The organism is Streptomyces curacoi, from assembly GCF_001513975.1.
GTDB classification, from domain to species: Bacteria; Actinomycetota; Actinomycetes; order Streptomycetales; family Streptomycetaceae; genus Streptomyces; species Streptomyces curacoi.
This window is the reverse complement of record NZ_KQ947990.1, coordinates 155,987-182,127: the sequence shown is the minus strand read 5'-3', so window position 1 is coordinate 182,127 and position 26,141 is coordinate 155,987. Positions and strand designations below refer to the sequence as shown.

At 72.0% G+C, this 26,141-nt stretch carries 26 protein-coding genes; 14 read left to right on the top strand and 12 right to left on the bottom strand.

Annotation, left to right across the window (positions count from 1 at the left end):
* Positions 1–13: 13 nt before the first annotated feature.
* Together AQI70_RS23955 and AQI70_RS23950 are read left to right on the top strand one after the other, a co-directional pair.
* The gene (locus tag AQI70_RS23955; protein WP_062153446.1) at positions 14–2,545 is read left to right on the top strand and encodes a helicase C-terminal domain-containing protein; all 2,532 of its coding nucleotides are present in this window, start codon (positions 14–16) and stop codon (positions 2,543–2,545) included.
* A gap of 389 nt (positions 2,546–2,934) precedes the next feature.
* On the top strand, positions 2,935–3,123 hold the full coding sequence (locus tag AQI70_RS23950; protein ID WP_062153444.1) for a hypothetical protein: 189 nt from the start codon (positions 2,935–2,937) through the stop codon (positions 3,121–3,123).
* On the opposite strand, the gene istB is transcribed toward AQI70_RS23950, so the two are convergent.
* The gene (istB, locus tag AQI70_RS40695) at positions 3,101–4,318 is read right to left on the bottom strand and encodes an IS21-like element helper ATPase IstB (protein ID WP_208607429.1); all 1,218 of its coding nucleotides are present in this window, start codon (positions 4,316–4,318) and stop codon (positions 3,101–3,103) included. The genes AQI70_RS23950 and istB overlap by 23 nt on opposite strands.
* Positions 4,319–4,471: 153 nt before the next feature.
* Here istB and AQI70_RS23940 point away from each other — a divergent pair, with 153 nt between their 5' ends.
* Entirely contained in the window at positions 4,472–6,118 is a 1,647-nt protein-coding gene (locus AQI70_RS23940) for a DNA repair helicase XPB (RefSeq protein ID WP_062153442.1), read from the top strand.
* Positions 6,119–6,149: 31 nt separating this feature from the next.
* On the opposite strand, the gene AQI70_RS23935 is transcribed toward AQI70_RS23940, so the two are convergent.
* Together AQI70_RS23935 and AQI70_RS23930 are read right to left on the bottom strand one after the other, a co-directional pair.
* Positions 6,150–6,482: a hypothetical protein gene (locus tag AQI70_RS23935; RefSeq protein WP_062153440.1), complete on the bottom strand. Its 333-nt coding sequence runs from the start codon at positions 6,480–6,482 to the stop codon at positions 6,150–6,152.
* 111 nt (positions 6,483–6,593) lie between these two features.
* Entirely contained in the window at positions 6,594–6,773 is a 180-nt protein-coding gene (locus AQI70_RS23930) for a hypothetical protein (protein WP_062153438.1), read from the bottom strand.
* A gap of 268 nt (positions 6,774–7,041) precedes the next feature.
* Between AQI70_RS23930 and AQI70_RS23925 the strand changes: the two genes are divergently transcribed.
* Positions 7,042–9,090: a HelD family protein gene (locus tag AQI70_RS23925; RefSeq protein WP_062153436.1), complete on the top strand. Its 2,049-nt coding sequence runs from the start codon at positions 7,042–7,044 to the stop codon at positions 9,088–9,090.
* Positions 9,091–9,105: 15 nt separating this feature from the next.
* Here AQI70_RS23925 and AQI70_RS23920 read toward each other — a convergent pair whose 3' ends face one another.
* Complete coding sequence (locus AQI70_RS23920) at positions 9,106–9,801, bottom strand: copper homeostasis protein CutC (protein WP_062153434.1); 696 nt, start codon at positions 9,799–9,801, stop codon at positions 9,106–9,108.
* Between the two features lie 387 nt (positions 9,802–10,188).
* Between AQI70_RS23920 and AQI70_RS23915 the strand changes: the two genes are divergently transcribed.
* From AQI70_RS23915 to AQI70_RS23900, 5 genes are all read left to right on the top strand, one after another.
* On the top strand, positions 10,189–10,836 hold the full coding sequence (locus tag AQI70_RS23915; RefSeq protein ID WP_062153432.1) for an HD domain-containing protein: 648 nt from the start codon (positions 10,189–10,191) through the stop codon (positions 10,834–10,836).
* 27 nt (positions 10,837–10,863) lie between these two features.
* Positions 10,864–11,982: a GNAT family N-acetyltransferase gene (locus tag AQI70_RS23910; protein WP_062153430.1), complete on the top strand. Its 1,119-nt coding sequence runs from the start codon at positions 10,864–10,866 to the stop codon at positions 11,980–11,982.
* A 102-nt stretch (positions 11,983–12,084) separates the two neighbouring features.
* Positions 12,085–12,297 (top strand): PNPOx family protein, encoded by a 213-nt coding sequence (locus AQI70_RS39835; RefSeq protein ID WP_208607428.1) that lies wholly within the window; start codon positions 12,085–12,087, stop codon positions 12,295–12,297.
* On the top strand, positions 12,294–12,509 hold the full coding sequence (locus AQI70_RS39830) for a PNPOx family protein (RefSeq protein WP_208607427.1): 216 nt from the start codon (positions 12,294–12,296) through the stop codon (positions 12,507–12,509). The genes AQI70_RS39835 and AQI70_RS39830 overlap by 4 nt, the downstream gene beginning before the upstream one ends.
* Before the next feature lie 85 nt (positions 12,510–12,594).
* Positions 12,595–13,068, top strand: coding sequence for a carboxymuconolactone decarboxylase family protein (locus tag AQI70_RS23900; protein ID WP_062153428.1), 474 nt, complete (start codon positions 12,595–12,597; stop codon positions 13,066–13,068).
* Positions 13,069–13,124: 56 nt separating this feature from the next.
* Here AQI70_RS23900 and AQI70_RS23895 read toward each other — a convergent pair whose 3' ends face one another.
* Both AQI70_RS23895 and AQI70_RS23890 read right to left on the bottom strand, forming a co-directional pair.
* Positions 13,125–13,394, bottom strand: coding sequence for a DUF4031 domain-containing protein (locus AQI70_RS23895; RefSeq protein WP_062153426.1), 270 nt, complete (start codon positions 13,392–13,394; stop codon positions 13,125–13,127).
* A 55-nt stretch (positions 13,395–13,449) separates the two neighbouring features.
* Positions 13,450–13,836, bottom strand: a complete 387-nt coding sequence (locus AQI70_RS23890; RefSeq protein WP_062153424.1) for a hypothetical protein — start codon at positions 13,834–13,836, stop codon at positions 13,450–13,452.
* Positions 13,837–13,891: 55 nt separating this feature from the next.
* On the opposite strand from AQI70_RS23890, the gene AQI70_RS23885 reads away from it, so the two are divergent.
* From AQI70_RS23885 to AQI70_RS23875, 3 genes are all read left to right on the top strand, one after another.
* On the top strand, positions 13,892–14,803 hold the full coding sequence (locus AQI70_RS23885; RefSeq protein ID WP_062153422.1) for a MurR/RpiR family transcriptional regulator: 912 nt from the start codon (positions 13,892–13,894) through the stop codon (positions 14,801–14,803).
* 66 nt (positions 14,804–14,869) lie between these two features.
* Entirely contained in the window at positions 14,870–15,805 is a 936-nt protein-coding gene (gene murQ, locus AQI70_RS23880; protein ID WP_062153420.1) for an N-acetylmuramic acid 6-phosphate etherase, read from the top strand.
* Positions 15,806–15,886: 81 nt separating this feature from the next.
* The gene (locus AQI70_RS23875) at positions 15,887–16,729 is read left to right on the top strand and encodes an aldo/keto reductase (RefSeq protein WP_062153417.1); all 843 of its coding nucleotides are present in this window, start codon (positions 15,887–15,889) and stop codon (positions 16,727–16,729) included.
* Positions 16,730–16,768: 39 nt separating this feature from the next.
* Here AQI70_RS23875 and AQI70_RS23870 read toward each other — a convergent pair whose 3' ends face one another.
* Both AQI70_RS23870 and AQI70_RS23865 read right to left on the bottom strand, forming a co-directional pair.
* Positions 16,769–17,803 carry a methyltransferase gene (locus AQI70_RS23870; RefSeq protein ID WP_062153415.1) on the bottom strand — a complete coding sequence of 345 codons (1,035 nt, stop codon included), beginning with the start codon at positions 17,801–17,803 and terminating at the stop codon, positions 16,769–16,771.
* A 43-nt stretch (positions 17,804–17,846) separates the two neighbouring features.
* On the bottom strand, positions 17,847–18,674 hold the full coding sequence (locus AQI70_RS23865; RefSeq protein ID WP_062153413.1) for a helix-turn-helix transcriptional regulator: 828 nt from the start codon (positions 18,672–18,674) through the stop codon (positions 17,847–17,849).
* A 141-nt stretch (positions 18,675–18,815) separates the two neighbouring features.
* On the opposite strand from AQI70_RS23865, the gene AQI70_RS23860 reads away from it, so the two are divergent.
* The gene (locus AQI70_RS23860; protein ID WP_167358915.1) at positions 18,816–19,349 is read left to right on the top strand and encodes a DinB family protein; all 534 of its coding nucleotides are present in this window, start codon (positions 18,816–18,818) and stop codon (positions 19,347–19,349) included.
* Between the two features lie 41 nt (positions 19,350–19,390).
* Positions 19,391–19,966: a hypothetical protein gene (locus tag AQI70_RS23855; protein WP_004000254.1), complete on the top strand. Its 576-nt coding sequence runs from the start codon at positions 19,391–19,393 to the stop codon at positions 19,964–19,966.
* A 48-nt stretch (positions 19,967–20,014) separates the two neighbouring features.
* Here the strand turns inward: AQI70_RS23855 and AQI70_RS23850 are convergent, their stop codons facing one another.
* The 4 genes from AQI70_RS23850 to groL form a co-directional block, all read right to left on the bottom strand.
* Positions 20,015–21,496 (bottom strand): MFS transporter, encoded by a 1,482-nt coding sequence (locus AQI70_RS23850; protein WP_062153408.1) that lies wholly within the window; start codon positions 21,494–21,496, stop codon positions 20,015–20,017.
* A 159-nt stretch (positions 21,497–21,655) separates the two neighbouring features.
* A complete protein-coding gene (locus AQI70_RS23845) occupies positions 21,656–22,780 on the bottom strand; it encodes an NADH:flavin oxidoreductase (protein ID WP_062153407.1) in 1,125 nt (374 codons plus the stop codon).
* A gap of 48 nt (positions 22,781–22,828) precedes the next feature.
* The gene (locus tag AQI70_RS23840; protein WP_062153404.1) at positions 22,829–23,956 is read right to left on the bottom strand and encodes an NADH:flavin oxidoreductase; all 1,128 of its coding nucleotides are present in this window, start codon (positions 23,954–23,956) and stop codon (positions 22,829–22,831) included.
* A gap of 327 nt (positions 23,957–24,283) precedes the next feature.
* Positions 24,284–25,906: a chaperonin GroEL gene (gene groL / locus AQI70_RS23835; RefSeq protein ID WP_062153402.1), complete on the bottom strand. Its 1,623-nt coding sequence runs from the start codon at positions 25,904–25,906 to the stop codon at positions 24,284–24,286.
* Positions 25,907–26,141 lie beyond the last annotated feature (235 nt).

The window sequence follows — 26,141 nt, the reverse complement described above, 5'->3', positions numbered from 1 at the left end:
TACCGTGGGCAGGATGAGCGACCCGGCTACACCGCCCCGTTCCCTCGCGGAAGCGCTCCGCGCGCGGGACGACGCCTCCCTGGCCGTGCTCCTGCGCAGCCGTCCCGACCTCATCACGCCCGTCCCCACCGACCTCACCCAGCTGGCGACGCGCGCCGGCACCCGGGCCTCGGTGGTGCGTGCCCTGGAGCGGCTGGACCGTTTCGCGCTGCAGACCGCGGAGGCGCTGGCCGTGGCGGGGGATCCGGCGACGTACGACGAACTGCTCGGCCTGATGACCGGCGACGAGGGCGATCCGGTCGTCGCGGGCGCGCTGCCGCACGCCCTCGGGACGCTGCGCGAGCAGGCCCTGGCGTGGGGCGGCGACGACCGGCTGCGGCTCGTCCGTACGGCACGTGAGCTGCTCGCGCCCTCCCCGCAGCATCCGTCTCCGACGGGGCTGGGCCCGACCGTGCAGGAAGCCACCGCGGGCATGTCGCCGGGCCGGATCCAGGAGATCGTCACGACGGCCGGGCTGCCCTCGACCCATGACGCGGTGTCCGCCGTGTCGTCTCTCACCGCGCTGTTCAGCGACCGGCGGCGGATGGCGGCCCTGCTCGCCGACGCCCCCGAGGAGTCCCGGGAGGTGCTGTCCCGGCTGGTGTGGGGGCCGCCGTACGGCCAGGTCACCGCCGATCCGGCGCCCCGCCTGCGCTGGCTGCTCGACCGGGGCCTGCTGCTGCCGACGACGCCCGGCACCGTCGTACTCCCCCGCGAGGTGGCCCTGCACCTGCGCGCCGGCCGCGCGCACCGCAGCACCGAGCCGCTGCCGCCCCCGGTCGAGCCGGCCGCGACGCACCGTCCGCAGATGGTGGACGCGACGGCGGCCGGGCAGGCGTACACGGCGCTGGCGACCGTCGAGGAGCTGCTGAAGGACTGGGACGAGGGCGGTCCCGCGGTGCTGCGGGCCGGCGGGCTGAGCGTGCGTGACCTCAAGCGGACCGCCGTCGCGCTGGACGTGCCCGAGCCCGTGGCCGCCTTCTGGGTGGAGCTCGCCTACGCCGCGGGGCTGCTGGCCTCCGACAGCGAGGCCGACGAGCGGTACGCGGCCACCCCCGCCTACGACGAGTGGCTGGAGCAGCCCGAGGCCCAGCGCTGGGCCCGGCTGGCGGAGGCGTGGCTGACGGCGACCCGTACGGCGGGGCTGGTCGGCGGGCGGGACGCGAAGGACCGTACGTTGTCGGCGCTGGGGCCCGGACTGGACCGTTCCGCGGCGCCGGAGGTACGGCACCGGGTGCTGACCCTGCTCGCCGGGCTGCCGGCGGGCGCGTCCCCGTCCGCCGAGTCGGTGCTGGCGCGGTTGAGCTGGGAGCGGCCCCTGCGCGGCCCCCAGCAGGACGACGACCTGCGCAGCCGCCTCGCGCGGTGGACGCTGAGCGAGGCGGAGCTGCTGGGCGTGACGGGGCGGGGGGCGCTGTCGGCGCACGGGCGGGCGCTGCTGGGGGCGCGGCTGCCGGAACCCGTGGCCGAGGAGCCGGTCGGTCCCGGCGACAAACTCCCCGTGCACCACCGCCGCACCCCACCCCACGAGCCGCTCTCCCCCACCGAGCAGGCCGTGGCCACCGCTGCCGCCGCCCGCCTGCTGGCCCCGCTCCTGCCCGAGCCGCTCGACCACGTCCTCCTCCAGGCCGACCTCACCGCCGTGGCGCCCGGCCCGCTGCGGCGGCCGCTGGCCGACATGCTGGGGGTGCTCGCGGAGGTGGAGTCCAAGGGCGGGGCGACGGTGTACCGCTTCACGCCGGGCTCGGTGCGGCGTGCCCTCGACGCCGGCCGCAGCGCCTCGGACCTGCACGCCTTCCTCGCCGAGCACTCGCGGACGCCGGTGCCGCAGCCGCTCGCGTACCTGATCGACGACGTGGCGCGCAAGCACGGCCATCTGCGGGTGGGCGCGGCCTCGGCGTACGTCCGCTGCGACGACGACGCGATGCTGAACGAGATCCTCGCCGACAAGCGCGCCGCGGGCCTGCGCCTGCGCCGTCTCGCGCCGACCGTGCTGGCGGCCCAGGCAGATCCGGCCGCGCTGCTGGAGGGCCTGCGCGCGATGGGCTTCGCGCCGGCCGCCGAGTCGGCGGAGGGCGACGTCCTGATCACCCGCGCCGACGCCCACCGCACCCCGCCGCGCACGGCCCCCGAGCCGGTCCCGGACGGCCCGCCCACACCGGACGCCACCCTGCTGGCGGCCGCCATCCGGGCCATCCGGGCGGGCGACCTCGCCTCCACGACGCCGCGCAGGCCCAGCGCGAACGCCGGCGCGGTGACCGGCGGTGAGCTGCCCCGCACGACCTCCGCCGAGACCCTCGCCACCATGCAGGCCGCCGTCCTGACCGGCGAGGCGGTGTGGATCGGGTACGTCAACGCCGAGGGCGCCGCGAGTCAGCGGGTCATCGCGCCGGTGCGGGTCGAGGGCGGGTTCGTGACGGCGTACGACCACACGGCGGACGAGGTGCGCACGTATCCGCTGCACCGGATCACCGGGGTCGCCGAACTCGCGGACGACCAGGCCTGACGGTCCACTCGTTCGGGTGTACGCGGCAGTTCATGCTCGCCACGCCGGGGCTTTCCACCTCTCGGGGGAGGTTCAGGGCCTTTCCGCATCGCCGCACGTGGCGCCGGGCAGCCACCCGTTGTCCCTGATCACGCTCAAGTGAGCGCAACAGAGAGGTAGTTGTCCCATGCGCACTGCTCGTCGCCTCGCCACCGTGCTGACCGCCACCGCCACCATGATCGGCGCCTTCGCCGCCCAGGCAGCGGCGATCGGCATCGATCTCGGCGGGGGCGTCACTATCTGACGCGTTTCCCGCTCCCTCCAGGCCGGTGCCGGCCCCGTGGGCCGGCCCGGTCCGCCCGGTCGTCGAGTTCCAGCCCGCCCAAGCTTGTGAAAGGCCCGTCATACCCATGCGCACCACTCGTGCCTGCCTCACCGTCGCCGCCGCCGTCCTGGTCGGCGTGCTCGCCACCGGTGCCGCCCCGGCCTCCGCCGTGCCGCTGCCCCTCCCGGCGGCCGGCCCCGAGTCCCTGGTCACCGAGGGCGTCACCATCGAGGGGCCGTTGGTCAACAACCTCAATCTGCCCATGCTGAAGTAGCGCGGCGCATCCGGTAGCTGTCCCCGTCGATCCGCACGACCTCGGCGTGGTGGCCCAGCCGGTCCACCATCGCCGATGCGGACGGGCCGCCGAAGATCTCCTCCCAGCGGCCGAGCGGACGGTCGCTGGTCACGATCAGCGAGGCCCGTTCGTAGCGGTGCGCGACCAGCTGGAAGAAGAGCGCGGTGGTCTCCGGGTCGAAGGGGGTGTAGCCGACCTCGTCGACGATCAGCAGGGGGTGGGCGTCCAGCGCGGCCAGTTCCTCGGCGAGCCGGCCGGCGTCCCGGGCACCGGCCAGCCGGGCGGCCCACGCCGCGGCGGTCGCGAACAGCACCGAGTGGCCCGCCTGACAGGCGCGCACGCCGAGGCCGACGGCCAGATGCGTCTTGCCGGTGCCGGGCGGGCCGACGAAGACCACGTTGCGGTGGGTGGCGAGGAAGTCCAGCTTGCCGAGCCGGGCCATGGTGTCCCGGTCGAAGGAGCGGGGGTGCTCGGCGTCGAAGTCCTCCAGCAGCTTGCGGGCGGGGAACCGGGCGGCGCGCAGCCGCTCCTCGGCGCTGGGTTCGTCGTCGCGTGCGGTGGCCTGGGCCGGGACGAAGACCTTCTCCTCGGGTTCCTGGCGGGCGTGCTCGTGATGCGCCTGCTGCGGGGCTCGCTCGGCATGCGCGGCCATCGGCCCGGACATGTACGCCAGGATCGCCGCCGACACGATGAAGGCCATGTGGATCACCGTGCCCCACAGCAGTGAGTGGCGCGAGGTGTGATGGACGTCGACGAACATCTGGAGCAGATGGACGGACGAGATGCCCACGATGGCGGTGGCGAGCTTCACCTTCAGCACGTTGGAGTTGACGTGCGAGAGCCATTCGGGCTGGTCACGGTGGCCCTGGAGGCCGATACGGGAGACGAAGGTCTCGTAGCCGCCGACGATCACCATGATCAGCAGATTGGCGATCATGACGACGTCGACGAGCTTGAGCACGGCGAGCATGACGTAGGTCTCGGTCGCCTGTCCGGTCACGCACCGGAGAATTAACTTCCACAGCTCGTTGAAGAACTTGTAGACATACACCCCCTGGGCGGCCACGAGGCCGAAGTAGAGCGGGGCCTGCAGCCAGCGGGTGGCGAACAGGGCGTACCCGAGGGTGGTGGTCGGCGCGGACGGAGCACGGGTGATGGGCGGCACGGTCGGCATTCTTCGCAGCCGCCGCCGTTCAGGTGAAACCGAGCCACCCGCACGGATGAAAAGACATCCTGTAGGACTCCGGAAACGATCAGGCACACTGGACGTTTGGCCCCCACCGAGCCCCCGCCGAGCATCGCCGAGCACCCGGAAAGGCAGCCACGCGTGAACGGACCCCTGATCGTCCAGTCGGACAAGACCCTGCTCCTGGAAGTGGATCACGAGCAGGCCGACGCGTGCCGTCGGGCGATCGCGGCGTTCGCGGAGCTGGAGCGGGCACCCGAGCACATCCACACCTACCGGGTGACGCCGCTCGGCCTGTGGAACGCGCGCGCCGCCGGGCACGACGCCGAGCAGGTCGTGGACGCGCTGGTGACGTACAGCCGCTACCCCGTGCCGCACGCGCTGCTCGTCGACATCGCCGACACGATGGACCGGTACGGCCGGCTGACCCTGAGCAAGCACCCGACTCACGGGCTCGTGCTGACGACCACCGACCGGCCGGTGCTGGAGGAGGTGCTGCGCTCCAAGCGGATCGCGCCCCTGGTCGGCGCCCGCATCGACCCGGACACCGTGGCCGTGCACCCCTCGGAGCGCGGGCAGATCAAGCAGACGCTGCTGAAGCTGGGCTGGCCCGCCGAGGACCTCGCCGGTTACGTCGACGGCGAGGCGCACCCGATCGAGCTGGCCGAGGACGGGTGGGCGCTGCGGCCGTACCAGAAGCAGGCCGTGGAGAACTTCTGGCACGGCGGGAGCGGGGTGGTCGTACTCCCCTGTGGCGCCGGCAAGACGCTGGTCGGGGCCGGGTCCATGGCGCAGGCCAAGTCGACCACGCTCATCCTCGTCACGAACACCGTCTCGGCGCGGCAGTGGAAGCACGAGCTGGTGAAGCGGACGTCGCTCACCGAGGACGAGATCGGCGAGTACAGCGGGACGAGGAAGGAGATCCGCCCGGTCACCATCGCCACGTACCAGGTGCTGACGACGAAGCGGAAGGGTGTCTATCCGCACCTGGAGCTGTTCGACTCGCGGGACTGGGGTCTGATCGTCTACGACGAGGTGCACCTGCTGCCCGCGCCGGTCTTCAAGTTCACCGCCGATCTCCAGGCCCGGCGCCGGCTCGGGCTGACCGCGACCCTCGTCCGGGAGGACGGGCGCGAGTCCGACGTCTTCTCCCTCATCGGTCCCAAGCGGTTCGACGCGCCGTGGAAGGAGATCGAGGCGCAGGGCTACATCGCCCCCGCGGACTGCGTGGAGGTGCGGGTCAATCTGACGGACTCCGAGCGGCTCGCGTACGCCACCGCCGAGCAGGAGGAGAAGTACCGCTTCTGCGCGACGACCGACACCAAGCGCAAGGTCACCGAGGCCCTCGTCCGCCGGTTCGCCGGGCAGCAGATCCTGGTCATCGGCCAGTACATCGACCAGCTCGACGAACTGGGCGAGCATCTGAACGCCCCCGTGATCAAGGGCGAGACGTCCAACGCCCAGCGCGAGAGGCTCTTCGACGCCTTCCGGGAGGGTGAGATCAGCGTCCTCGTGGTGTCCAAGGTCGCCAACTTCTCCATCGACCTGCCGGAGGCCACGGTCGCCATTCAGGTCTCGGGCACCTTCGGCTCACGCCAGGAGGAGGCCCAGCGCCTGGGCCGCGTCCTGCGCCCCAAGTCCGACGGACACCAGGCCCACTTCTACTCGGTGGTCGCCCGCGACACGATCGACCAGGACTTCGCCGCCCACCGCCAGCGGTTCCTGGCGGAACAGGGGTACGCCTACCGGATCATGGACGCGGACGACCTCCTCACCGAGGGCCGTTAGAAACCTGGGGCCGTCAGAAGACGAGGGCCCGTCAGAAGGCGTACTCGTCGATCCAGCCCTTGGTCGTGCCGTTCTTGCCGTAGTACCAGTAGGTCGCGGTGTGCTTGTTGTACGCCCGGCAGTAGAGGCGGACCTTCTCCCCGGTGAAGAGGGTCTTCTTCTTCCGGTAGCTCTCGCCCGGGCCGTCGCGCAGGATGGTGTCGCCCCAGCGCGTGATCTGGCGGGTGGTGTCCGCGATGTTCTTGGTGCAGGCGGACGAACCGACGGCGGAGGCGCTGGGCGCGGCCAGGACGGTGGCGCCCACAGCGAGGACGGTGGCAGCGGTCAGACCACCGGCCGCCTTGCGAAGCGACGCGAAAAACATGATGCTTCCCCGTTTGCTCGGTCGAATGTTTCGGACAGCAGTTGATCATGCTGCCATACGACCCTGTGAGCAGTTCGAGGTCCGTGGCACCCTCCGGGGGCACCGGGCAGGTCACTTGCGGCGGACGCCCGCTTCCTCGCGGTACTCGCCGAGGATGATCACGTCGAAGGCCGCACCCGCGAACACCTTGATCGCACGCAGGGCTTCGCCGAGGCGGTGGCGGTGGCTCCCCTGAAGCGCTGTCGCTCCGTGGGGGGCCACGGGGGCTGGGTGGACGGTTGCTGCACTCATGTCTCCATGATGGATTCGCGGACATAAAGGCCGCATCGGCCTGCGGACCGAAGCCGCCCGCCGCCCGTGTACACCTCCGGGCGGACCGCTGCCCCCAGGGAGGAGGGCGGCATCCCCTAGGGGACGGAAATATTCGTTGGTGTTCGCCTTCCCCGCTCACCTAAAATCTCCGCTCTTGCCCGCCTCCCGCCGCGGAGTGCCGCCGCCCGGACGGAAACCGGTCGGCTCTCTCACCCACCTACCTGTAGGTCCCTCCGGAGGCACCCCCGTGTCCACGCCCGTCGACGACGCCCTCGACCCGCTCTCCCGAGAGCGCTCCCACCTCGCCGAGTCCCGCGCGGCCCTGCGTGCCATGCGCGAGGACGTCGAGTCCCTCGACATCAGCGACGTCACCGCGAACTGGGTCAACGCCGAAGTCCTCGCCCACCAGATCGACGAGCGCATCAAGGCCCTGGCCGACCTCAGCGACACTCCGCTGTTCTTCGGCCGGCTCGACTATCTGCACGCTCCCGGCGCCGAGGGGGCGGAGGGCGCCGAGGGCGAACGCTTCTACATCGGGCGTCGGCATGTGCACGACGCCGAGGGCGACCCGATGGTGATCGACTGGCGTGCACCGGTGTCCCAGCCCTTCTACCGGGCCTCCAAGAAGGACCCGATGGACATCGCGCTGCGCCGCCGCTTCGGCTACACGGGCGGCGACCTGACGGCGTACGAGGACGAGCACCTCTCCGATCCGGCCGAGGCGGCGAAGACCAGCAAGCTGCTCCAGCAGGAGATCGAGCGCCCGCGTGTCGGCCCGATGCGGGACATCGTGGCGACGATCCAGCCGGAGCAGGACGAGATCGTACGGTCCGGGCTGGGCGGGACCGTGTGCGTGCAGGGAGGCCCGGGCACCGGGAAGACGGCGGTGGGTCTGCACCGGGTGGCGTATCTGCTGTACGCCCATCGCGAGCGGCTCGCCCGCACCGGCACCCTCGTCATCGGGCCGAACAAGTCCTTCCTGCACTACATCGAGCAGGTGCTTCCGGCGCTGGGCGAGTTGACGGTCCGCCAGGCGACGGTCGACGACCTGGTCGCCCATGTCGAGGTGCGCGGCACCGACGACGCGGCGGCCGCGGTCGTCAAGGGGGACGCGAGAATGGCGGAGGTGCTGCGGCGGGCGGTCCACGCGCATGTGACCATGCCGGCCGAGCCGGTCGTCGTCGTCCGCGGATCCCGGCGCTGGCGGGTCCCGGCCCATGAACTCGAAGAGATCGTCCGCGAGTTGCTGGCCCGCGACATCCGCTACGGCGCCGCCCGCGAGGCCCTCCCGCAGCGCATCGCGCACGCCGTGCTGGTGCAGATGGAGCGGTCGGGCGAGGCGCCGGACGACCGGGTGCAGGACTCGGTTGCCCGCAACAGCGCGGTAAAGGCCGCCGTCAAGGCGATCTGGCCGCCGGTCGACCCGGCGAAACTCGTCCTGCGACTGCTCGCGGACCCGGACTTCCTCGCCGTACACGCGGAGGGAGTGCTGAGCGCGGACGAGCAGAAGACGATCCTCTGGGCGAAGCCGGCGCGCAGCGTGAAGTCGGCCAAGTGGTCGGCGGCCGACGCCGTGTTGATCGACGAGGCGAACGACATCATCTCCCGCACGCCCTCCCTCGGCCATGTCGTCCTCGACGAGGCCCAGGACCTCTCCCCCATGCAGTACCGGGCGGTGGGCCGCCGCTGCACGACCGGTTCGGCGACGGTGCTCGGCGACCTCGCCCAGGGCACGACCCCTTGGGCGACGCGTAGTTGGGACGAAGCGCTGGCCCACCTCGGCAAGCCGGACGGCGTGATCGAGGAGCTGACGGCCGGCTTCCGCGTCCCGACGGACGTCATCACCTACGCCTCGCGCCTCCTCCCCCACATCGCGCCGGGCCTGACGCCGGTGGCGTCGATCCGTGAGAACCCGGGCTTCTTCGAGGTCCGTACAGTGTCGGAGGCCGCCGACGTCGTCGCCTCCTGCGAGGAGCTGCTGCGCAACGAGGGCTCGGTCGGCCTGATCGCCGCCGACGCCCGCATTCCGGCACTGGCGCAGGCGCTCACGGCGGCGGGCATCACCTACCTGGCCCCGGGTGAGGAGACCACCCGGCAGACCCGCCTGACCCTGGTCCCGGCGTCCCTGGCGAAGGGCCTGGAGTACGACTACGTCGTCCTGGACGAACCGCAGGCCGTCGTGGACGGGGAGCCGGACGAGCGCACGGGGCTGCGCCGGCTGTACGTAGCCCTGACCCGAGCGGTGTCGGGGTTGATCGTGGCGCATGCGGCGCCGCTGCCGGCTCAGTTGGGCTGATCTCCGTAAGGCCGGCTACGCGGCCCCGTCCAGCACGGCCCGCCACTCGGCCACCGCCCCGGCGGACACCGGCCCGTCCCAGCCGTCCGGCCTCGCCGCCCCGCCGATGTGAAACGCGTCGATCCCGGCGGCCAGCAGCATCGGCACATGATCCAGCCGCAACCCGCCCCCCACCAGGATCCGCTGCTCATACCCGGGCTCCCCGCTCCTGGCCGCCTCGGCGAGCAGCGTGGGCAGCCCGTCGTCCACACCGGCCCCCGACCCGGCCGTCAGATAGGTGTCCAGCCCCGGCATCCCGTCCAACTGCTTGCGCAGCGCATCCCGGTCGGCGGCCCGGTCGATGGCGCGGTGGAAGGTCCACCGGCATCCGTCCAGCTCCCCCACCACCCGCTCGACGGCCGCCAGGTCCACCCCGCCGTCGGCACCGAGGAACCCGAGGACGAACTCCTCGGCGCCGGCGCCGCGCATCTCCCGGGCCGCGCGCACGACCTCCTCGACGTCGCCCGCCCCGAACCCGTCCGCCAGCCGCAGCATCACGCGCAGATCGATGTCGACGGCGGCACGGATCCCGGCGAAGGTCCCGGCCGACGGGGTGAGCCCGTCGGCCGCCATGTCGGTGACCAGTTCGAGCCGGTCCGCACCCCCGGCCTGGGCGGCGACCGCGTCCTCGACGCCGAGGGCGATCACCTCCAGGACTGCACGCTTGCTCATGGGACCCCATTCCTCGGCTTCGACGGCGACTACAGGTCTAGTCCAATCCAGCCTACGCCTACCCCGCCGAGGGCCGACGCACCCCACGGTGGCGGCGTCCCCGATGCACCACGCCGGTGCCCGCTGGCCGTCGGGCCGTCGGGCGCCGAGGCGCAGGGGCTCGTCGACGTCGTCCAGGTCGGAGTGGAGCGGCAGGTGCCGACGCTCCCGGGTGGGCGATGCCGTCCAGGGCCCCGCCGGCCTCGGCGATCACCGCCCCCGCCTCGGTCATCCCGCTCGACGACCGGCAGCCGCCCCGGCAGCTCGGGATCCCTTGCCTCGTGCACGTCAGTGAAGTCATGCGGTCCGCGCCAGAGGCCGGACAGCCGGCCCAGGGAGAATGAGGGCATGGCCGACCTCGACGACCTCCGTTCCCGCTGGCTGCGCACCCTGCTCGCGGCGCGGGCCGACGGCTCCTGCGCCCTCTCCCCGCAGCGGTACGGGGAAGAGCTGCTGCGCCGCTGGTCGGAGCCGCAGCGGCGCTACCACACCGTCGAGCACCTGGCGGCGGTCCTCGGTCACATCGACGTACTGGAGGAGTACGCGGACGACGTCGTGGCGGTGCGCCTCGCGGCCTGGTTCCACGACGCCGTGTACCTGCCGGAGCGGTCGACGAACGAGGAGCGCTCCGCCCGCCTCGCCGAACGCGCCCTGCCGGAGGCCGGTGTCCCGGCGGAGCGGACCGCGGAGGTGGCCCGCCTGGTGCGCCTCACCACCAGCCACGACCCGGCGCCGGACGACCGCGACGGCCAGGTCCTGTGCGACGCCGACCTCGCGATCCTCGCCGCCCCGCCCTCCGCGTACGCCGCCTACACGGCCGCCGTCCGCGAGGAGTACCACTTCGTCCCGAACGACGCCTTCCGCGAGGGCCGCTCCGCGATCCTGCGCCAACTCCTGTCCCTGCCGAGCCTGTTCCGCACCCCGTACGGGCAGGAGAAGTGGGAGGCCACCGCCCGCTACAACCTCTCCGCCGAGCTGGAAATGCTGTCGCTCTGACCAGCCCGCCGCCGTAGCCTGCACGGCATGCGAGACATAAGCGGGGAACACGTACAGGCAGCCGTCGCAAGCTGTGTGGCGCTGCTGCGGACGGCGGTGGACCGGGACTGGACGGCAGTGCGGGCCGGGCGGGTCGAGTGGGACTGCCACGCCACCGCGTTCCACATCGCCGAAGACCTCATCGCCTACGCCGCCAACCTGGCCGGCCGCGCCCAGGACGACTACGTCCCCTTCGGCATCACCCTCGACGAGGGCACCGGCAACGACGGTCTGCTCCACGTCATCGAGACCACCGGCGCCCTCCTCACCGCCACCGTCCGCACCACACCCCGCGAGGTGCGCGCCTTCCACCCGTACCCCTTCCGCAGCGCGAACCGCGAGGGCTTCGCCGCGATGGGTGTCGCCGAGGTGCTGCTGCACACGCACGACATCGCCGAGGGGCTCGGCCTGCCCTACGAACCCCCCGCCGAGCTCCCCCGGTTCGTGCTGACGACGATCTTCCCGCACGTCCAGCCCGGCCCCGACCACTGGCGCACCCTGCTGTGGGCCACCGGCCGCGGCGACCTGCCCGGCCGTGCGCCGGTCACCGAGTGGCGCTGGCACAACAACCTCGTCGTCCCCGCCGACCGCCTCACCCTCCAGGGCGTCACCCCGGCGGCCGCGGCCGACCTGAGCGCGGGCGGCGACGGCGGGTTCAGCTGGATCGTGGGCGGCCCCTTCGAGGGGACGAGGGAGGCGGCCGGGATGGTGCTCAAGGCGTACGAGACGGGAGTGCACCGCCCCGAGTTCGGTCTCTTCGTCCTCGTCCGCCGGGAGGACGGCCTCGCGGTCGGCGGCATGGGCTTCCACGGCCTCCCCGACGAGGAGGGCCGGGCGGAGGTGGGCTACGACCTCGTGGAGGGCGCCCGTGGCCGCGGCTATGCGAGCGAGGCCCTGCGCGCGCTGTCGGAGTGGGCGCTGGCCCGGGACGACGTACGCCTCCTGCGCGCGTCCATCGAGGCCGACAACGTCCCGTCGCAGGGCGTCGTCGAGCGCGCCGGGTACGTACGGGCGACGGCCGAGGAGGAGCGGGCGGCCCACGAGGAACACGACCTCGACGGGACACTCAGGCTGTACGTCCGCGGGGAGCGGCCCGCGGCGGCCTAGGGTCTGTCCGGCGTATCAGGTCGCCCGCGTCGCCGGCATGATCCGCCGGGCAGGCCCTAGCCTGGGCGGAGCCACCCGCACCGCCGCAAGCACGGAGCCGCCATGTCGTTCGCCGACGAGGAGATCGCCTACCTGGGCTCCCACCCGCTCGCCCGTTTCGCCAGCCTGTGCGCGGGCGGGCAGCCCGATGTGGTGCCGGTGGCCCTGGAGTTCGACGGGACGCGCTTCTGGGTGGGAGGCTCCCGCCCGGAGCGCTCGGCACCCGCAAGTTCCGCAATGTCGTCCGCGGCCGGCACAAGGTGGCCTTCGTCGTGAACGACCTGGTCTCGATCGAGCCGTTCGTCGCCCGCGGCATTCGGGTGTACGGCGTCGCGGACGGGCCCGTGGAGCGGGTGGGCATGGTGGGCCCCGGTCACTATCTGCGCATCACGCCGACCCTCTCGTGGAGCTGGAACCTGGCGGACCCGCCCCGACCGGTCGGCGACACCTGGTACGCCATGCGCCGGACCGAGCACCGGCAGGGGTGACCCAGTTCACATTCGCTCATGTCACACCCCGCCGATCCCCTCCGTCATAGGTGTGCAACCACCGACAAAGCCAGAGGAGTTGGCCATGAGCGCCCGCCTGAACGCACTCGAGATCCCGACCGTCGGCAAGTTCGTGAAGCACATCGTCGCGGCCGGCAAGGTGATCCAGGAGTCGCCGCTGCCTCTCGCGACGCAGCACCTGGTGACGCTCCGCGCGAGTCAGATCAACGGCTGCGGATTCTGCACCGACATGCACTTCAAGGACGCCGTCGCCGCCGGTGAGGACGCGGTGCGCCTCAACCTGGTGGCCACTTGGCGGGAGGCCACGCTCTTCACCGAGGCCGAGCGTGCCGCGCTGGAGCTGACGGAGGAGGGGACCCGCATCGCCGATGCGGCGGGCGGGGTCCCGGACGAGGTCTGGGAGAACGCCGCCAAGCACTACGACGAGGAGCAGCTCGGCGCCCTGGTGGGCATCATCGCCCTGATCAACGCCTTCAACCGGCTGAACGTCCTCGTCCAGCAGCCCGCGGGCAGCTACCAGCCGGGCCAGTTCGCCTAGCCGAAAAGTGCCCCACCCGAGGCCGAGGGGGCAGGCGGGAACTGGCCGGACAGACCCTAGTCCGTCCGCCGCCCCTTCGGCCTCCGCAGCCCCGCACCCTGCAACAGCCGCACCACCTCGCGGCTGCTGACCTCCACCGCCCCGGCCCGCACCGCGTCGGCGTAGCGGTGCGCGGGGATGTCGTAGTGGTCCCGCTCGAAGGCCCGCCGCGGCACGCCCAACTCCTCGGCGAACGCGTGCAGTTCGTCGTACGACACGTCGCTGACGAGGTGCGACCACATCCGCCCGTGCCCAGGCCAGGTCGGCGGATCGATGTAGATCGTCACGACGTCAAGTCCCTCACGAGCCCCGCACGACTACTCACGACCACTCACGAGTCCGTCATGAGGACGCCGTCCCGCCCGTGATGGCCGGCCCCAGCGACCCGACCGCCGCGACCTTCACGCCCGCCTTGTGGCACACCCAGTGCGGATCGGGCCCCAGCTCCGGCTCGACGTCCAGCGCATGCGGGTCGCCGGAGCCGCACACCGGACACAGCGGCCAGCGGCCGTATCGGTCCAGCAGCGCGTCCTGCACGTCCTGGGCGACCAGCCCGGCCACGTACGCGGCGCCGTCCGGCCACTGCTGCACCCACCAGCGCCGCTGTACGACCGACTCCTCGACCAGTGAGACGACATCCGCCTCGGCGGCCTTGCCCGCGACGAGGTCGGCGAGCACGAGGGCGCGGGCCGCGTGCAACGCCTGTTCCAGCGGAGGGATGGGTTCCATGCCCCTATTGTGCGCACTCTTGACCGCGACACCGAGTTGAAAATACCTTTCAAAGGTGACCCATGAAGTGAAAGAAACTTTCGGCCGCACGGGCGCGCCCCCCGCTCCCGCCGCCCTCGCGGCCAAGGTGCGCACGCTCGCGCCGTCGATGACCCGCTCCATGCAGCGCGTCGCCGAAGCGGTCGCGAACGACCCGGCGGGCTGCGCGGCCCTCACGGTCACCGGCCTCGCCGAACTCACCGGCACCAGCGAGGCCACGGTCGTGCGCACCGCCCGCCTCCTCGGCTACCCCGGCTACCGCGACCTGCGCCTCGCCCTGGCCGGCCTCGCCGCCCAGCAGCAGTCGGGCCGCGCCCCCGCCATAACGACCGACATCGCGGTGGACGACCCGATCGCGGATGTCGTGGCGAAACTCGCCTACGACGAGCAGCAGACCCTCGCCGACACGGCCGCCGGCCTGGACACCGGCCAGCTGCAGGCGGCCGTGTCGGCCGCCGCCGCCGCGCGCCGCATCGACGTGTACGGCGTCGGCGCGAGCGGACTGGTCGCCCAGGACCTCACCCAGAAGCTGCTGCGGATAGGGCTGATGGCCCATGCGCACAGCGACCCGCACCTCGCCGTGACGAACGCGGTGCAGCTCCGTACGGGTGACGTGGCGATCGCCATCACGCACTCCGGGTCGACCGGCGATGTCATCGAGCCGTTGCGGGTCGCCTTCGAGCACGGGGCGACCACCGTCGCGATCACCGGGCGGCCGGACGGGGCCGTCACCCAGTACGCCGATCACATCCTTACGACGTCGACGGCCCGGGAGAGCGAGTTGCGTCCCGCGGCCATGTCCTCCCGTACCAGTCAGCTTCTTGTGGTGGACTGCCTGTTCGTGGGGGTCGCCCAGCGGACCTATGAGACGGCGGCGCCCGCGTTGGCCGCGTCCTACGAGGCGCTGGCACATCGGCATCGTCGATAGACCGTAGGTTCGACCGTTGCGGGTATCCGCGGGCCGCACACCGAAGTTGAAGAGAGCTGTCTCCTCATGACCTCCACATCCAACCCCCGTGATCTTCGTGCCGAGTTGGAGAACCTGACCACCGAGGCGTTCCGGCCCGAACTCGCCGAGATCGACCGACTCCCCACCCTCGACATCGCCCGGCTCATGAACGGCGAGGACGCCACCGTCCCGGCCGCCGTGGCCTCGTGCCTCCCGCAGATCGCCGCCGCCGTCGACGCGATCGCGGAGCGGATGGCCCAGGGCGGCCGCCTGATCTACGCGGGCGCGGGCACCGCCGGCCGCCTCGGCGTGCTCGACGCCTCCGAGTGCCCGCCCACCTTCAACACCGCCCCCGCCCAGGTCGTCGGGCTCATCGCGGGCGGTTCCGAAGCGATGGTCACCTCCGTCGAGGGCGCCGAGGACTCCGCGGACCTGGCCCGTGCCGACCTCGACGCCCTCGCGCTCACCCCCGCCGACACGGTGGTCGGCATCTCCGCCTCCGGGCGCACCCCGTACGCGATCGGCGCCGTGGAACACGCCCGCGCGCGGGGCGTGTTGACGATCGGCCTGTCCTGCAACCCGGACAGCGCCCTCACCGCGGCGGCCCACCACGGCATCGAGATCGTCGTCGGCCCGGAGCTGCTGACCGGCTCGACCCGTCTGAAGGCGGGCACCGCCCAGAAGCTGGTCCTCAACATGCTCTCGACGATCACGATGATCCGTCTGGGCAAGACGTACGGGAACCTGATGGTCGACGTCCGCGCCTCCAACGACAAGCTGCGGGCCCGCTCCCGCCGTATCGTCGCCCTGGCCACGGGCGCGGACGACGCCGCCATCGAGCGGGCCCTGACCGAGGCGGGCGGCGAGGTGAAGACGGCGATCCTGATCCTGCTGGCCGACCTCGACGGCCCCACCGCCACCGGCCTCCTGTCCAGGGCGGACGGCCACCTCCGGGCGGCGCTCAGGGCGGCGCGGGGCTGAACACCGGTCCCCGGGAAGCAGCGGGAGGCGAAACCCGAAACTCTCCGGGGATCCGTTCACGTCCGCTGTAGCGTGACGCCCATGACGGCACCGACAACGTTCCGCATCGGCGGCGATCTGGAAGTACGGCGGCTCGGCTTCGGGGCGATGCATCTGCGGCCGGGCACCGCCGAGGCCCGCGCGGCCTGCATCGCGGTCGCCCGGCGCGCCGTCGACCTGGACGTCACCCTGATCGACACGGCGCACATGTACGGCTGGGGAGCGAACGAGGATCTCCTCGCGGAGGCCCTGCACCCGTACCCGGAGGGGCTCGTCATCGCCACCAAGGTCGGCATCCGCCATACGGCCTCCGGCGAGGGCTGGCGGCACGCGGGCGACCCGGCCGATCTCCGCGCGCAGGTCGACGAGGCCCTGCGCCGCCTCCGCCTGGACCGTATCGAGCTGCTCCAACTCCACCGCCTCGACCCGGGCGTGCCGCTCCCCGACCAGCTCGGCGCCCTGCGCGACCTGCGCGACGAGGGCAAGGTGGGCCGGATCGGCCTGTCGGAGGTGACGGTCGACGAACTCACCGAAGCGCGCTCCGTCGTGGACATCGCCGCCGTCCAGAACCGCTACAGCCTCCTCGACCGCGAGCACGAGCCCGTACTGAAGGCCTGTGAGGCCGCGGACATCGCCTTCCTGCCCTGGCGGCCCGTCGCGGCGGGGGAGTCCGGCGCGAGGGCGGAGATCGCCGCCGTGGCCAAGGAAGCCGACGCCACGCCGACGCAGGTCGTCCTCGCCTGGCTGCTCGCCCGCTCACCGGTGATCCTCCCCATCCCCGGGACGACGAGCGTCGCGCACCTGGAGGAGAACCTCGGCGCGAACTCCGTCCACCTCACCCAGGAGCAGTACGACCGCCTGGGCCGCGTCTCCGAGCCGGCCTGATCCCGGCGGTTCGCACCCTGCCCGGCCTGGTCGAGGACCTCAGGCGGCCTCGATGAGCCAGAACGGCGCCGCCTCCGGGAGCGGGGTGACCGACGTGACGGTCAGCCCCGCGCGCCGGCACACCTCCTCGAAGTCCTCACGGGTGCGCTCCCGGCCGCCCACGTTCACCAGCATGTTGAGGTCGCTCAGACAAGTGACCTCGTCGGCCGTGGCGGATTCCGGCAGCACGGGTTCCACGATCAGGACCCGCCCGTCAGGCGGCAGCACCTCCCGGCAGTGGCGGAGGATCGTGACCGCCTGGTCGTCGGTCCAGTCGTGCAGGATGCTCTTCATCAGGTAGAGGCCCGAGCCCGCCGGGACGGACCGGAAGAAGTCCCCGGCGACCAGGGAGCACCGCTCCCGCAGCCCGTGCCGCTCCAGTGTCCGCGGCGCCTGGGCGAGGCCCTCCGTCGTGTCGAGGACGACGCCGGTGAGGCCGGGATGGGCGGCCAGGACGGCGGCCAGGAGCGTGCCGTCACCGCCGCCGACATCGGTGACCGAGGTGAACCGGCCGAAGTCGAAGGCGTACGGCAGCACCGCGGCGGTCTCCGAGACGGCCTGGCTCATCGCGGCGTTGAACTCGGCGGACAGCTCCGGGTGTTGGGCGAGGTGGCTGAAGAAGTCCGTGCCGAAGACGGTGTCGAAGGCGATGTCGCCGGTGCGGACACTGCTGTCCAGGTGCTCCCAGGCACGGACGATCGCCGGCTCGGTGAACATCCGCACGAACGACGTCAGGGACTCGGGGTGGGCGGGGTCGAGGAGGGCGCCCGCGGGGGTCACCGAGAAGGAGTCCGGGGCGTGTTCCCGCAGCAGGCCGAGGGCGGCCAGCGCGCGCAGCAGGCGGGTCATGGGCTGGGGTTCGGCTCCGGCGGCGACCGCCACCTCGGCGGCCGGGCGCGGCTTGTCGCCGACGAGTTCCGGCACCTTCAACCGCACGGCCGCGCGCAGGGTCTGCGCGGCCATGCTTCCGAAGGCGAGCCGGACGATCAGATCGCGGTCGGCCATGTCTGCCGCTCGGACGTCGGTGTTCGGCACAGATGCGTTCCTTCCGTGAGTGTGTGTGGTGGCGAGGGCGCGGCTAGCCGGCGGACGTGGCCATCCCGGCCAGCGCGCCCGGCGTGCATCCGGCGAGCGCGAGCACGTCGCGATGGAGATGGGGCTGGTCGGCGTATCCACAGGCCAGGGCGACGTCGCTGATGTTCGCGCCCGCGCACAGCGCCCGGGCGGCGTGGTCGAAGCGGACCAGCATGGCGGCACGCTTGGGGGTGAGGCCGATCTGCGCGCTGAACCGGGACCACAGCCGTTTGCGGCTCCAGCCGAACGACGCGGCGAGGTCGTCCACCCGCACCCGGCCGCGACGGGCCACGATGGTGTCCCAGGCGGCGGCCACCTCGGGCGCCATCGACGGCCCCCCGGCGACCCGCCTCGCGAGGAACTCGTTCATCAGCGTGAGGCGTTCCGGCCAGGTCCCGGCGTCGGTCATCCGCTCGCGCAGACGCCGCTCGTGCCGCCCCCACAGGTCCTCCAGGCCGATGACGGAGCCGTCCAGTTCGCGCGGGGCGACGCCCAGCAGCGCATAGGCGGCCGCGGGCGACAGACACACCTCGACGCACTCGACGCCCTCGCCGCGGATGCGGGCGGGACCCGGCGCCAGCGAGGCGACGAGGCTGCGCACACGGCGGCACCCGGTGGCGCTCTCCACCGTGAGCGGGTCGTCCCCGAGCCCGATGACGACGACCACCACGGGCTGGGGCAGCACCCGCATGTCCAGCCCGGTGGCCAGACGGTCGCGGAAGCCGGCCATGCGGACGCCGTCCAGGGACGTGCCGCCGACGGGAAGGACGACCTCCCAGCCGTGGTCGGTGTCGCGGTGCACGGGGGCGGACCCCACTTCGTGGCTGCGCATGCCTCTACCGTCGCCGACTCCGGCGGTCCTGTCTTGGACGAAAATTCCGGGGGCGCGCAAGGCATCTAGGACAGGATCTGACCTCGATCGCTCCTAACGTGGCCTCAGCCGATGCAACACGATCCATGGAGGACCAGGGGCATGAGCCAGACCACGCACACCACCGTCACGGGCGAGCGCGCCGACCTGCTGGAAGCGCTGGCCAAGCACCGGGAGTTCCTGCGCCTGACCACCCGCGACCTCACCGACGAACAGGCCGGGCAGCGGACCACCGTCAGCGAGCTGTGTCTGGGCGGCCTGGTCAAGCACGTCACGTCGACGGAGCGGAACTGGGTGGACTTCATCCAGCACGGCCCCTCCCCCGAGGACGACTTCGACGCCATGACGGAGAAGGACTGGGCCGAGCGGGCCGACGAGTTCCGGATGCTGCCCGGCGAGACACTGGCCGGCGTGCTGGCGGCGTACGACGAAGTGGCCCGCCGCACCGACGAGCTGGTGGCCACCCTGCCCGACCTGAACGCCTCCCACCCGCTGCCCAAGGCCCCGTGGTTCGAGACCGGCGCCCGCTGGTCGGCCCGCAGGGTGCTGCTCCACATCATCGCCGAGACGGCCCAGCACGCCGGCCACGCCGACATCATCCGCGAGTCCCTGGACGGCGCGAAGAGCATGGGCTGACCGTTGGCGGACGGCCCGGGGACTGGCACAGACTGGCACCCATGAACCACGCCCAGCTGACCGCCCTGGGCCGCGCCCTCCGCCTCCTCGGCGAGCACGGCGAGGCCCTCACCGCCACGACCCCGGACGCCAAGCTGCACGAGATCAGGGCGGACCTGCGCCGCGCCCTCGACCTCCTCGACGAGAGCGTCACCGGCGCCGCCCCCAGCACCCGCTGCCCCGAGCACCCCACCGGCCCGGTCGACACCTCCGCGCCCGACCTCTGCCTGCTGTGCGAGACGCGTCGCCGAGCGGCCCGTCGCGCCGAGTTCAACGGCCCCGGCCCCGCCGCTCCCTACTCCCCCGAGCACCCCGTGCCCTCCCGCTACGGCGTCCGAGGCGACCGCCCCCAGCCCCAGCAGCGCTGGCTGCCGGAGCTGTGGAACGGGCAGGAGTGGCAACTGTGCGGCACCCCGCGCCGTGACCGCCGGGAGGCGGAGCTCTATCTCGCCGCCCAGCGCCGCGGCCCGCGTCCCGCCATGGCGTACCGGCTCGTGCACGAGTTCACCGACTACGAGGTGCTGCGCGTGTGGGGGACGCCGGTGAAGGTCGACATCGAGCCGATGGGCAACCTGTAGTGCCTGCTTCGGTCACCGCTTCGGTAACTGCTTCAGCCACCGCTTCGGTCACCGCTGCGCCGTCGCCCCCGCCGGCTCCGCCGCCCCCTCCGCCAACGGCTCCCGGGCGGCGGCCACCTCCTGCCGCGGTATGAACGACGCCACCACGAACGCCAGCAGCGCCGCCCCGGCGCCCACCGCGAGGACCACCTTGAAGGCGTTCTCGGACGGCAGCGCGTAACCGCCCAGGTCCGTCGTCATCTGGGCCAGGATCACGCCCGCGACCGCGCTCGCCGTGGACGTGCCGAGGGACCGCATCAGCGTGTTGAGGCTGTTGGCCGCCGCCGTCTCCGACGCCGGTACGGCGCTCATGATGAGCGCGGGCATCGAGCCGTAACCGAAGCCGACGCCGGCGCCGATGACGCAGGCCACCAAGACGAAGTGCCAGACCTCGGACATCAGGACGATGTTGAGGCCGTAGCCCGCGGCGACGATCAGGACGCCGACCATCAGGGTGACCTTCGGCCCCTTGGCCCGGGAGATCGCGGCCGACACCGGGGCCGTCGCCATCATGACGAGTCCCGACGGCGCCATGCACAGGCCCGCCACCAGCATCGACCTGCCGAGGCCGTAGCCCGTCTGCTCGGGGAGCTGGAGGAGCTGCGGAATGACCAGGCTCATCGCGAACATCGCGAAGCCCACCGCGATCGAGGCCAGGTTCGTGACCAGCACCTGACGGCGGGCGGTCGTACGGAGGTCGACCAGCGGCTGCTCCGTGCGCAGTTCCCACCAGCCCCACGCCGACAGGATCACCACGGCCGCCGCGAACAGGCCGAGCGTCGTGCCGCTCGCCCAGCCCCAGTCGGCACCCTTGGAGACGGCGAGCAGCAGACAGACCAGCCCCGCCGCCATGCCGACACCACCGACCAGGTCGAACCGGCCGCCCGTGCGCACCCTCGACTCGGGCACGAGCAGCACCACGCACACCAGCGCCACGACACCGAGGCCGGCCGACGTCCAGAACAGCACGTGCCAGTCGAAGTTGTCCGCGATGAGCGCGGCGGCGGGCAGACCGAGCGCGCCGCCGATGCCCAGGGAGGCGCTCATCAGGGCGGTGGCCGAGCCGAGGCGCTCGGCGGGGAGTTCGTCCCGCATGATGCTGATGCCGAGGGGGATGACACCCGAGGCCAGGCCCTGGAGCACGCGGCCCACGATCATCGGGACCAGCGACTCGCTGAGGCCGCAGACGACGGAGCCGCTCACCAGCAGTACGACGCTGACCAGCAGCATCCGCCGCTTGCCGTACATGTCACCGAGCCGCCCCGTCACCGGTGTCGCGACGGCCGCCGCGAGCAGCGTCGCCGTGACCGCCCAGGCGGTGTCCGAGGCGGGGGCGTCGAGCAGCCTCGGCAGCTCCGGGACGATCGGGATGACCAGCGTCTGCATCAGCGAGACGACGATCCCGGCGAAGGCCAGCACCGCCACCACGGCGTTCGGCCTCGGCGGGGCGGAACCCCCGGCCTCGGCGGGACGGGCAGGGGTGTCGGACATGGCGGGGCCTCCGTCGGCGTACGAGGGGAAAGAGAGTCAATGCGAGTCCATGTGATTGACTCAGGCAACCTTAAGGCAGCTGATTGACTTACTCAAGCGACCCAGGTCACGCCGAAGGCCGGCCGCACGACGCGACCGGCCCCCTTGGGTTCAGTGCTGTCAGCTCAGCGTGTTCAGCGAAGCCGCGTCGTACGCCGACAGCTCCCCGAACCTTCCCCCCAGCACCTTCGCCGCCCACTGCGGGTCCTGGAGCAGCGCCCGGCCCACGGCCACCAGGTCGTACTCCCCGGCCTCGACCCGGTCCAGGAGGTGGTCGAGCCCCTGGAGCGGGGCGCCCTCGCCCAGGAAGGCCCCGAGGAAGTCGCCGTCGAGACCGACCGAGCCGACGGTGATGACCGGCTTGCCGGTCAGCTTCTTCGTCCAGCCCGCCAGATTGAGTTCCGAGCCCTCGAACTCGGGGATCCAGTAGCGGCGGGTGGAGGCGTGGAAGGCGTCCACGCCCGCCTCCACCAGCGGCGCGAGGACCGCCTCCAGCTCGCCCGGCGTCTCGGCGAGCCGCGCCTCCCACGCCCACAGCTTCCACTGCGAGAAACGGAAGACGACCGGAAACGACGGCGAGACCGACTCCCGTACGGCGGCCACGATCTCCGCCGCGAACTTGGTCCGGGCGAGCAGGTCACCGCCGTAGGCGTCCGTGCGGCGGTTCGTCCCCGCCCACAGGAACTGGTCGATGAGGTAGCCGTGCGCGCCGTGGATCTCCACCCCGTCGAAGCCGAGCCGCTCGGCGTCGGCCGCCGCCCGCGCGAACGCCTCGACCACGTCGGCCACGTCCTGGAGCGTCATCGCCCGGCCGGCGCCCTCGGTGCCGTCGATGCGCAGGCCCGAGGGGCCTGTGCTCGGCGCCCCGGCGTACACCCCTTCCGGCCGGTCGCGGATCATCCCGATGTGCCAGATCTGCGGCATGATCGTGCCGCCCGCCGCGTGCACGGCGTCGACGACCTTCGCCCAGCCCGCCGCCCGCTCCGGGCCGTGCAGGCGTGGGATGCGGTCGAACTCGCCGGCCGAGGCGTGGTCGACGTACACGCCCTCGGTGACGATCAGCCCCACCCCGGCCGCGGCCCGGCGGGCGTAGTACGCGGCCACGTCCTCGCCGGGCACCCCGTCGGGGCAGAACTTGCGGGTCATCGGCGCCATGACGATCCGGTTGGGGACCATGAGCCCGTTCAGCGAGAGGGGGCGGGACAGGACGTGGGCGGCGCGGGAGGCCGAGGGGGTGACAGTCATGGCCGTACCGTCACCCTCAACTGCCCTGTCCCACAAGGGCGTACGGCGTCAGCTCAGCGTCTTCAGCGCCGCCGCGTCGTACGGCTTCAGCTCGTCGAGGCGGTCACCGAGGACCTTCGCCGCCCACTGGGGGTCCTGGAGCAGGGCCCGGCCGACGGCCACCATGTCGAACTCCTCGCGCTCCAGGCGGTCCAGGAGGTCGTCGATGCCCTTGACCGCGGAGCCCTCGCCCACGAAGGCGCGGATGAAGTCGCCGTCCAGGCCGACCGAGCCGACAGTGATGACGGGCTTGCCGGTCAGCTTCTTCGTCCAGCCCGCCAGGTTGAGGTCCGAGCCGTCGAACTCCGGGATCCAGTAGCGGCGGGTGGAGGCGTGGAAGGCGTCGACGCCGGCCGCGGCGAGCGGGGTCAGGATGGCCTCCAGCTCCTCCGGGGTCTCGGCGAGCCGGGCATCATAGGCCTCCTGCTTCCACTGCGAGTAGCGGAAGATGACGGGGAAGTCGGCGGAGACCTTCTCGCGTACGGCCGCCACGATCTCCGCCGCGAACTTCGTCCGGGCGACCGGGTCGCCGCCGTAGGCGTCGGTGCGGCGGTTGGTGCCCTCCCACAGGAACTGGTCGAGCAGATAGCCGTGGGCGCCGTGCAGTTCCACACCGTCGAAGCCGGTGCGCTCGGCCGCGGCGGCCGCCTCGGCGAACGCGCCGATGACGTCGTCCAGGTCCTGCCGGGTCATCGCCTTGCCGGCGGGCTCGGTCTCGCCGATGCGCAGCCCGGAGGGGCCGACGGCGGGGGCGTCCGCGAACGGCGGCTGGCCCTGCTTGCGGACCATGCCGATGTGCCACAGCTGCGGCACGATCGTGCCGCCCGCCGCGTGCACCGCCTCGGCGACCTTCGCCCAGCCCGCCAGCTGCTCCTCGCCGTGGAACCGCGGAACGCGGTCGCTCTGCCCGGCCGACTCATGGCCGACGTAGGTGCCCTCGGTGACGATCAGGCCCACCCCGGCGGCGGCGCGACGCGAGTAGTACGACACGACGTCCTCGCCGGGGACGCCGCCCGGGGAGAACATGCGCGTCATCGGCGCCATCGCGATGCGGTTGGGGACGGTGAGGCCGTTGATCGTGGTCGGACGGCCCAGGATCTGGGCCGCACGGGAGGCGGAAGAGGTGGTGACGGTCACTCGGGCTCCTCGGAGACGACTGCGCTAACCGATTGGTATGTGCGCGCGCATTGTTGCACTCCCTTAACTAACCACCTATGCGAGGCCTCACATTCCGCATCTCACGGCATCCGCGCTATGACCCCGGCCACGCACAGCGCCCTGAAGGGGCACGGGGAACCGCGCGACCAGCCACGACGGCGCAGCAGACGATCAACGGCCCACGGGCGGCGCCGCGGCGCTGACTCGCCCCCCGACGGACCGCTGCCGAAACGCCCGAGGGCGGCACCCCCTGTCGGAACAGGAGGTGCCGCCCTCGGTAAGGACGTTGATCAACCGTCAGGTCGATCAGAAGTCCATGTCACCGCCCGGCATGCCGCCACCGGCGGGCGCGGCGGCCTTCTCCGGCTTGTCGGCGATGACGGCCTCGGTGGTGAGGAACAGCGCGGCGATGGAGGCGGCGTTCTGCAGCGCGGAACGGGTCACCTTCGCCGGGTCGATGATGCCCTCGGCGACCAGGTCGACGTACTCGCCGGTCGCGGCGTTCAGGCCGTGACCCGGGGTGAGGTTGCGGACCTTCTCCACCACGACGCCGCCCTCAAGGCCGGCGTTGACGGCGATCTGCTTCAGCGGGGCCTCGAGCGCGAGCTTCACGGCCTGGGCGCCGGTCGCCTCGTCACCCTCGAGCTCCAGCTTCTCGAAGACAGCGCTGGCCTGGATGAGGGCCACGCCACCACCGGCGACGATGCCCTCCTCGACGGCCGCCTTGGCGTTGCGCACGGCGTCCTCGATGCGGTGCTTGCGCTCCTTGAGCTCCACCTCGGTGGCGGCACCGGCCTTGATGACCGCGACACCGCCGGCGAGCTTCGCCAGGCGCTCCTGCAGCTTCTCGCGGTCGTAGTCGGAGTCGCTGTTCTCGATCTCGGCGCGGATCTGGTTCACACGGCCGTTGACCTGCTCGGAGGAGCCGGCACCGTCGACGATGGTGGTCTCGTCCTTGGTGATGACGACCTTGCGGGCCTTGCCCAGCAGGTCGAGCGTGGCGTTCTCCAGCTTCAGGCCGACCTCCTCGGAGATGACCTCGCCGCCCGTGAGGATGGCGATGTCGCCGAGCATGGCCTTGCGGCGGTCACCGAAGCCCGGGGCCTTGACGGCGACGGACTTGAAGGTGCCGCGGATCTTGTTGACGACCAGGGTCGACAGGGCCTCGCCCTCGACGTCCTCGGCGATGATCAGCAGCGGCTTGCCCGACTGCATGACCTTCTCCAGGAGCGGGAGCAGGTCCTTGACCGAGGAGATCTTGGAGTTGGCGATCAGGATGTACGGGTCGTCGAGGACGGCCTCCATACGCTCCATGTCGGTGGCGAAGTACGCCGAGATGTAGCCCTTGTCGAAGCGCATACCCTCGGTGAGCTCCAGCTCCAGACCGAAGGTCTGGGACTCCTCGACGGTGATGACGCCTTCCTTGCCGACCTTGTCCATGGCCTCGGCGATGAGCTCGCCGATCTGGGTGTCGGCGGCGGAGATGGAGGCCGTGGAGGCGATCTGCTCCTTGGTCTCGACGTCCTTCGCCTGCTCAAGCAGGGCGGCGGAGACGGCCTCGACGGCCTTCTCGATACCGCGCTTCAGGGCCATCGGGTTGGCGCCGGCGGCTACGTTGCGCAGACCCTCCTTGACCAGGGCCTGGGCGAGAACGGTCGCGGTGGTCGTACCGTCACCGGCGACGTCGTCCGTCTTCTTGGCGACTTCCTTGACCAGCTCGGCGCCGATCTTCTCGTACGGGTCCTCGAGCTCGATCTCCTTGGCGATGGAGACACCATCGTTGGTGATCGTGGGGGCGCCCCACTTCTTCTCGAGGACGACGTTGCGACCCTTGGGGCCGAGCGTCACCTTCACGGCGTCCGCGAGCTGGTTCATGCCGCGCTCGAGGCCGCGCCGCGCCTCCTCGTCGAACGCGATGATCTTGGCCATGTGAAGTGGTCCCTCCAGGACTGGGGGTGATTCCTTCGGACCGCGCCCGCGCCCGCGACGGACGGCCTGCCTGCCTCGTGGTTCCTTGCCCCACCCGGCCTGCGGGCCTCACCGACCCGGTCCTTCATTGTCACTCTCACCTTCAGAGTGCTAACGCCAATGATTAGCACTCGACCCATGCGAGTGCAAGCGGCTCTCGGGGATCGGGCGGGGCGCTCAGCCCGGCGCGAACAGG

Coding starts and splice junctions, on each gene's coding strand:
- AQI70_RS23955 (WP_062153446.1), top strand. CDS start 14: ATGAGCGACCCGGCTACACCGCCCCGTTCCCTCGCGGAAGCGCTCCGC.
- AQI70_RS23950 (WP_062153444.1), top strand. CDS start 2,935: ATGCGCACCACTCGTGCCTGCCTCACCGTCGCCGCCGCCGTCCTGGTC.
- istB (WP_208607429.1), bottom strand. CDS start 4,318: ATGCCGACCGTGCCGCCCATCACCCGTGCTCCGTCCGCGCCGACCACC.
- AQI70_RS23935 (WP_062153440.1), bottom strand. CDS start 6,482: ATGTTTTTCGCGTCGCTTCGCAAGGCGGCCGGTGGTCTGACCGCTGCC.
- AQI70_RS23930 (WP_062153438.1), bottom strand. CDS start 6,773: ATGAGTGCAGCAACCGTCCACCCAGCCCCCGTGGCCCCCCACGGAGCG.
- AQI70_RS23920 (WP_062153434.1), bottom strand. CDS start 9,801: ATGAGCAAGCGTGCAGTCCTGGAGGTGATCGCCCTCGGCGTCGAGGAC.
- AQI70_RS23915 (WP_062153432.1), top strand. CDS start 10,189: ATGGCCGACCTCGACGACCTCCGTTCCCGCTGGCTGCGCACCCTGCTC.
- AQI70_RS23910 (WP_062153430.1), top strand. CDS start 10,864: ATGCGAGACATAAGCGGGGAACACGTACAGGCAGCCGTCGCAAGCTGT.
- AQI70_RS39835 (WP_208607428.1), top strand. CDS start 12,085: ATGTCGTTCGCCGACGAGGAGATCGCCTACCTGGGCTCCCACCCGCTC.
- AQI70_RS23900 (WP_062153428.1), top strand. CDS start 12,595: ATGAGCGCCCGCCTGAACGCACTCGAGATCCCGACCGTCGGCAAGTTC.
- AQI70_RS23890 (WP_062153424.1), bottom strand. CDS start 13,836: ATGGAACCCATCCCTCCGCTGGAACAGGCGTTGCACGCGGCCCGCGCC.
- murQ (WP_062153420.1), top strand. CDS start 14,870: ATGACCTCCACATCCAACCCCCGTGATCTTCGTGCCGAGTTGGAGAAC.
- AQI70_RS23875 (WP_062153417.1), top strand. CDS start 15,887: ATGACGGCACCGACAACGTTCCGCATCGGCGGCGATCTGGAAGTACGG.
- AQI70_RS23865 (WP_062153413.1), bottom strand. CDS start 18,674: ATGCGCAGCCACGAAGTGGGGTCCGCCCCCGTGCACCGCGACACCGAC.
- AQI70_RS23860 (WP_167358915.1), top strand. CDS start 18,816: ATGAGCCAGACCACGCACACCACCGTCACGGGCGAGCGCGCCGACCTG.
- AQI70_RS23855 (WP_004000254.1), top strand. CDS start 19,391: ATGAACCACGCCCAGCTGACCGCCCTGGGCCGCGCCCTCCGCCTCCTC.
- AQI70_RS23850 (WP_062153408.1), bottom strand. CDS start 21,496: ATGTCCGACACCCCTGCCCGTCCCGCCGAGGCCGGGGGTTCCGCCCCG.
- AQI70_RS23845 (WP_062153407.1), bottom strand. CDS start 22,780: ATGACTGTCACCCCCTCGGCCTCCCGCGCCGCCCACGTCCTGTCCCGC.
- groL (WP_062153402.1), bottom strand. CDS start 25,906: ATGGCCAAGATCATCGCGTTCGACGAGGAGGCGCGGCGCGGCCTCGAG.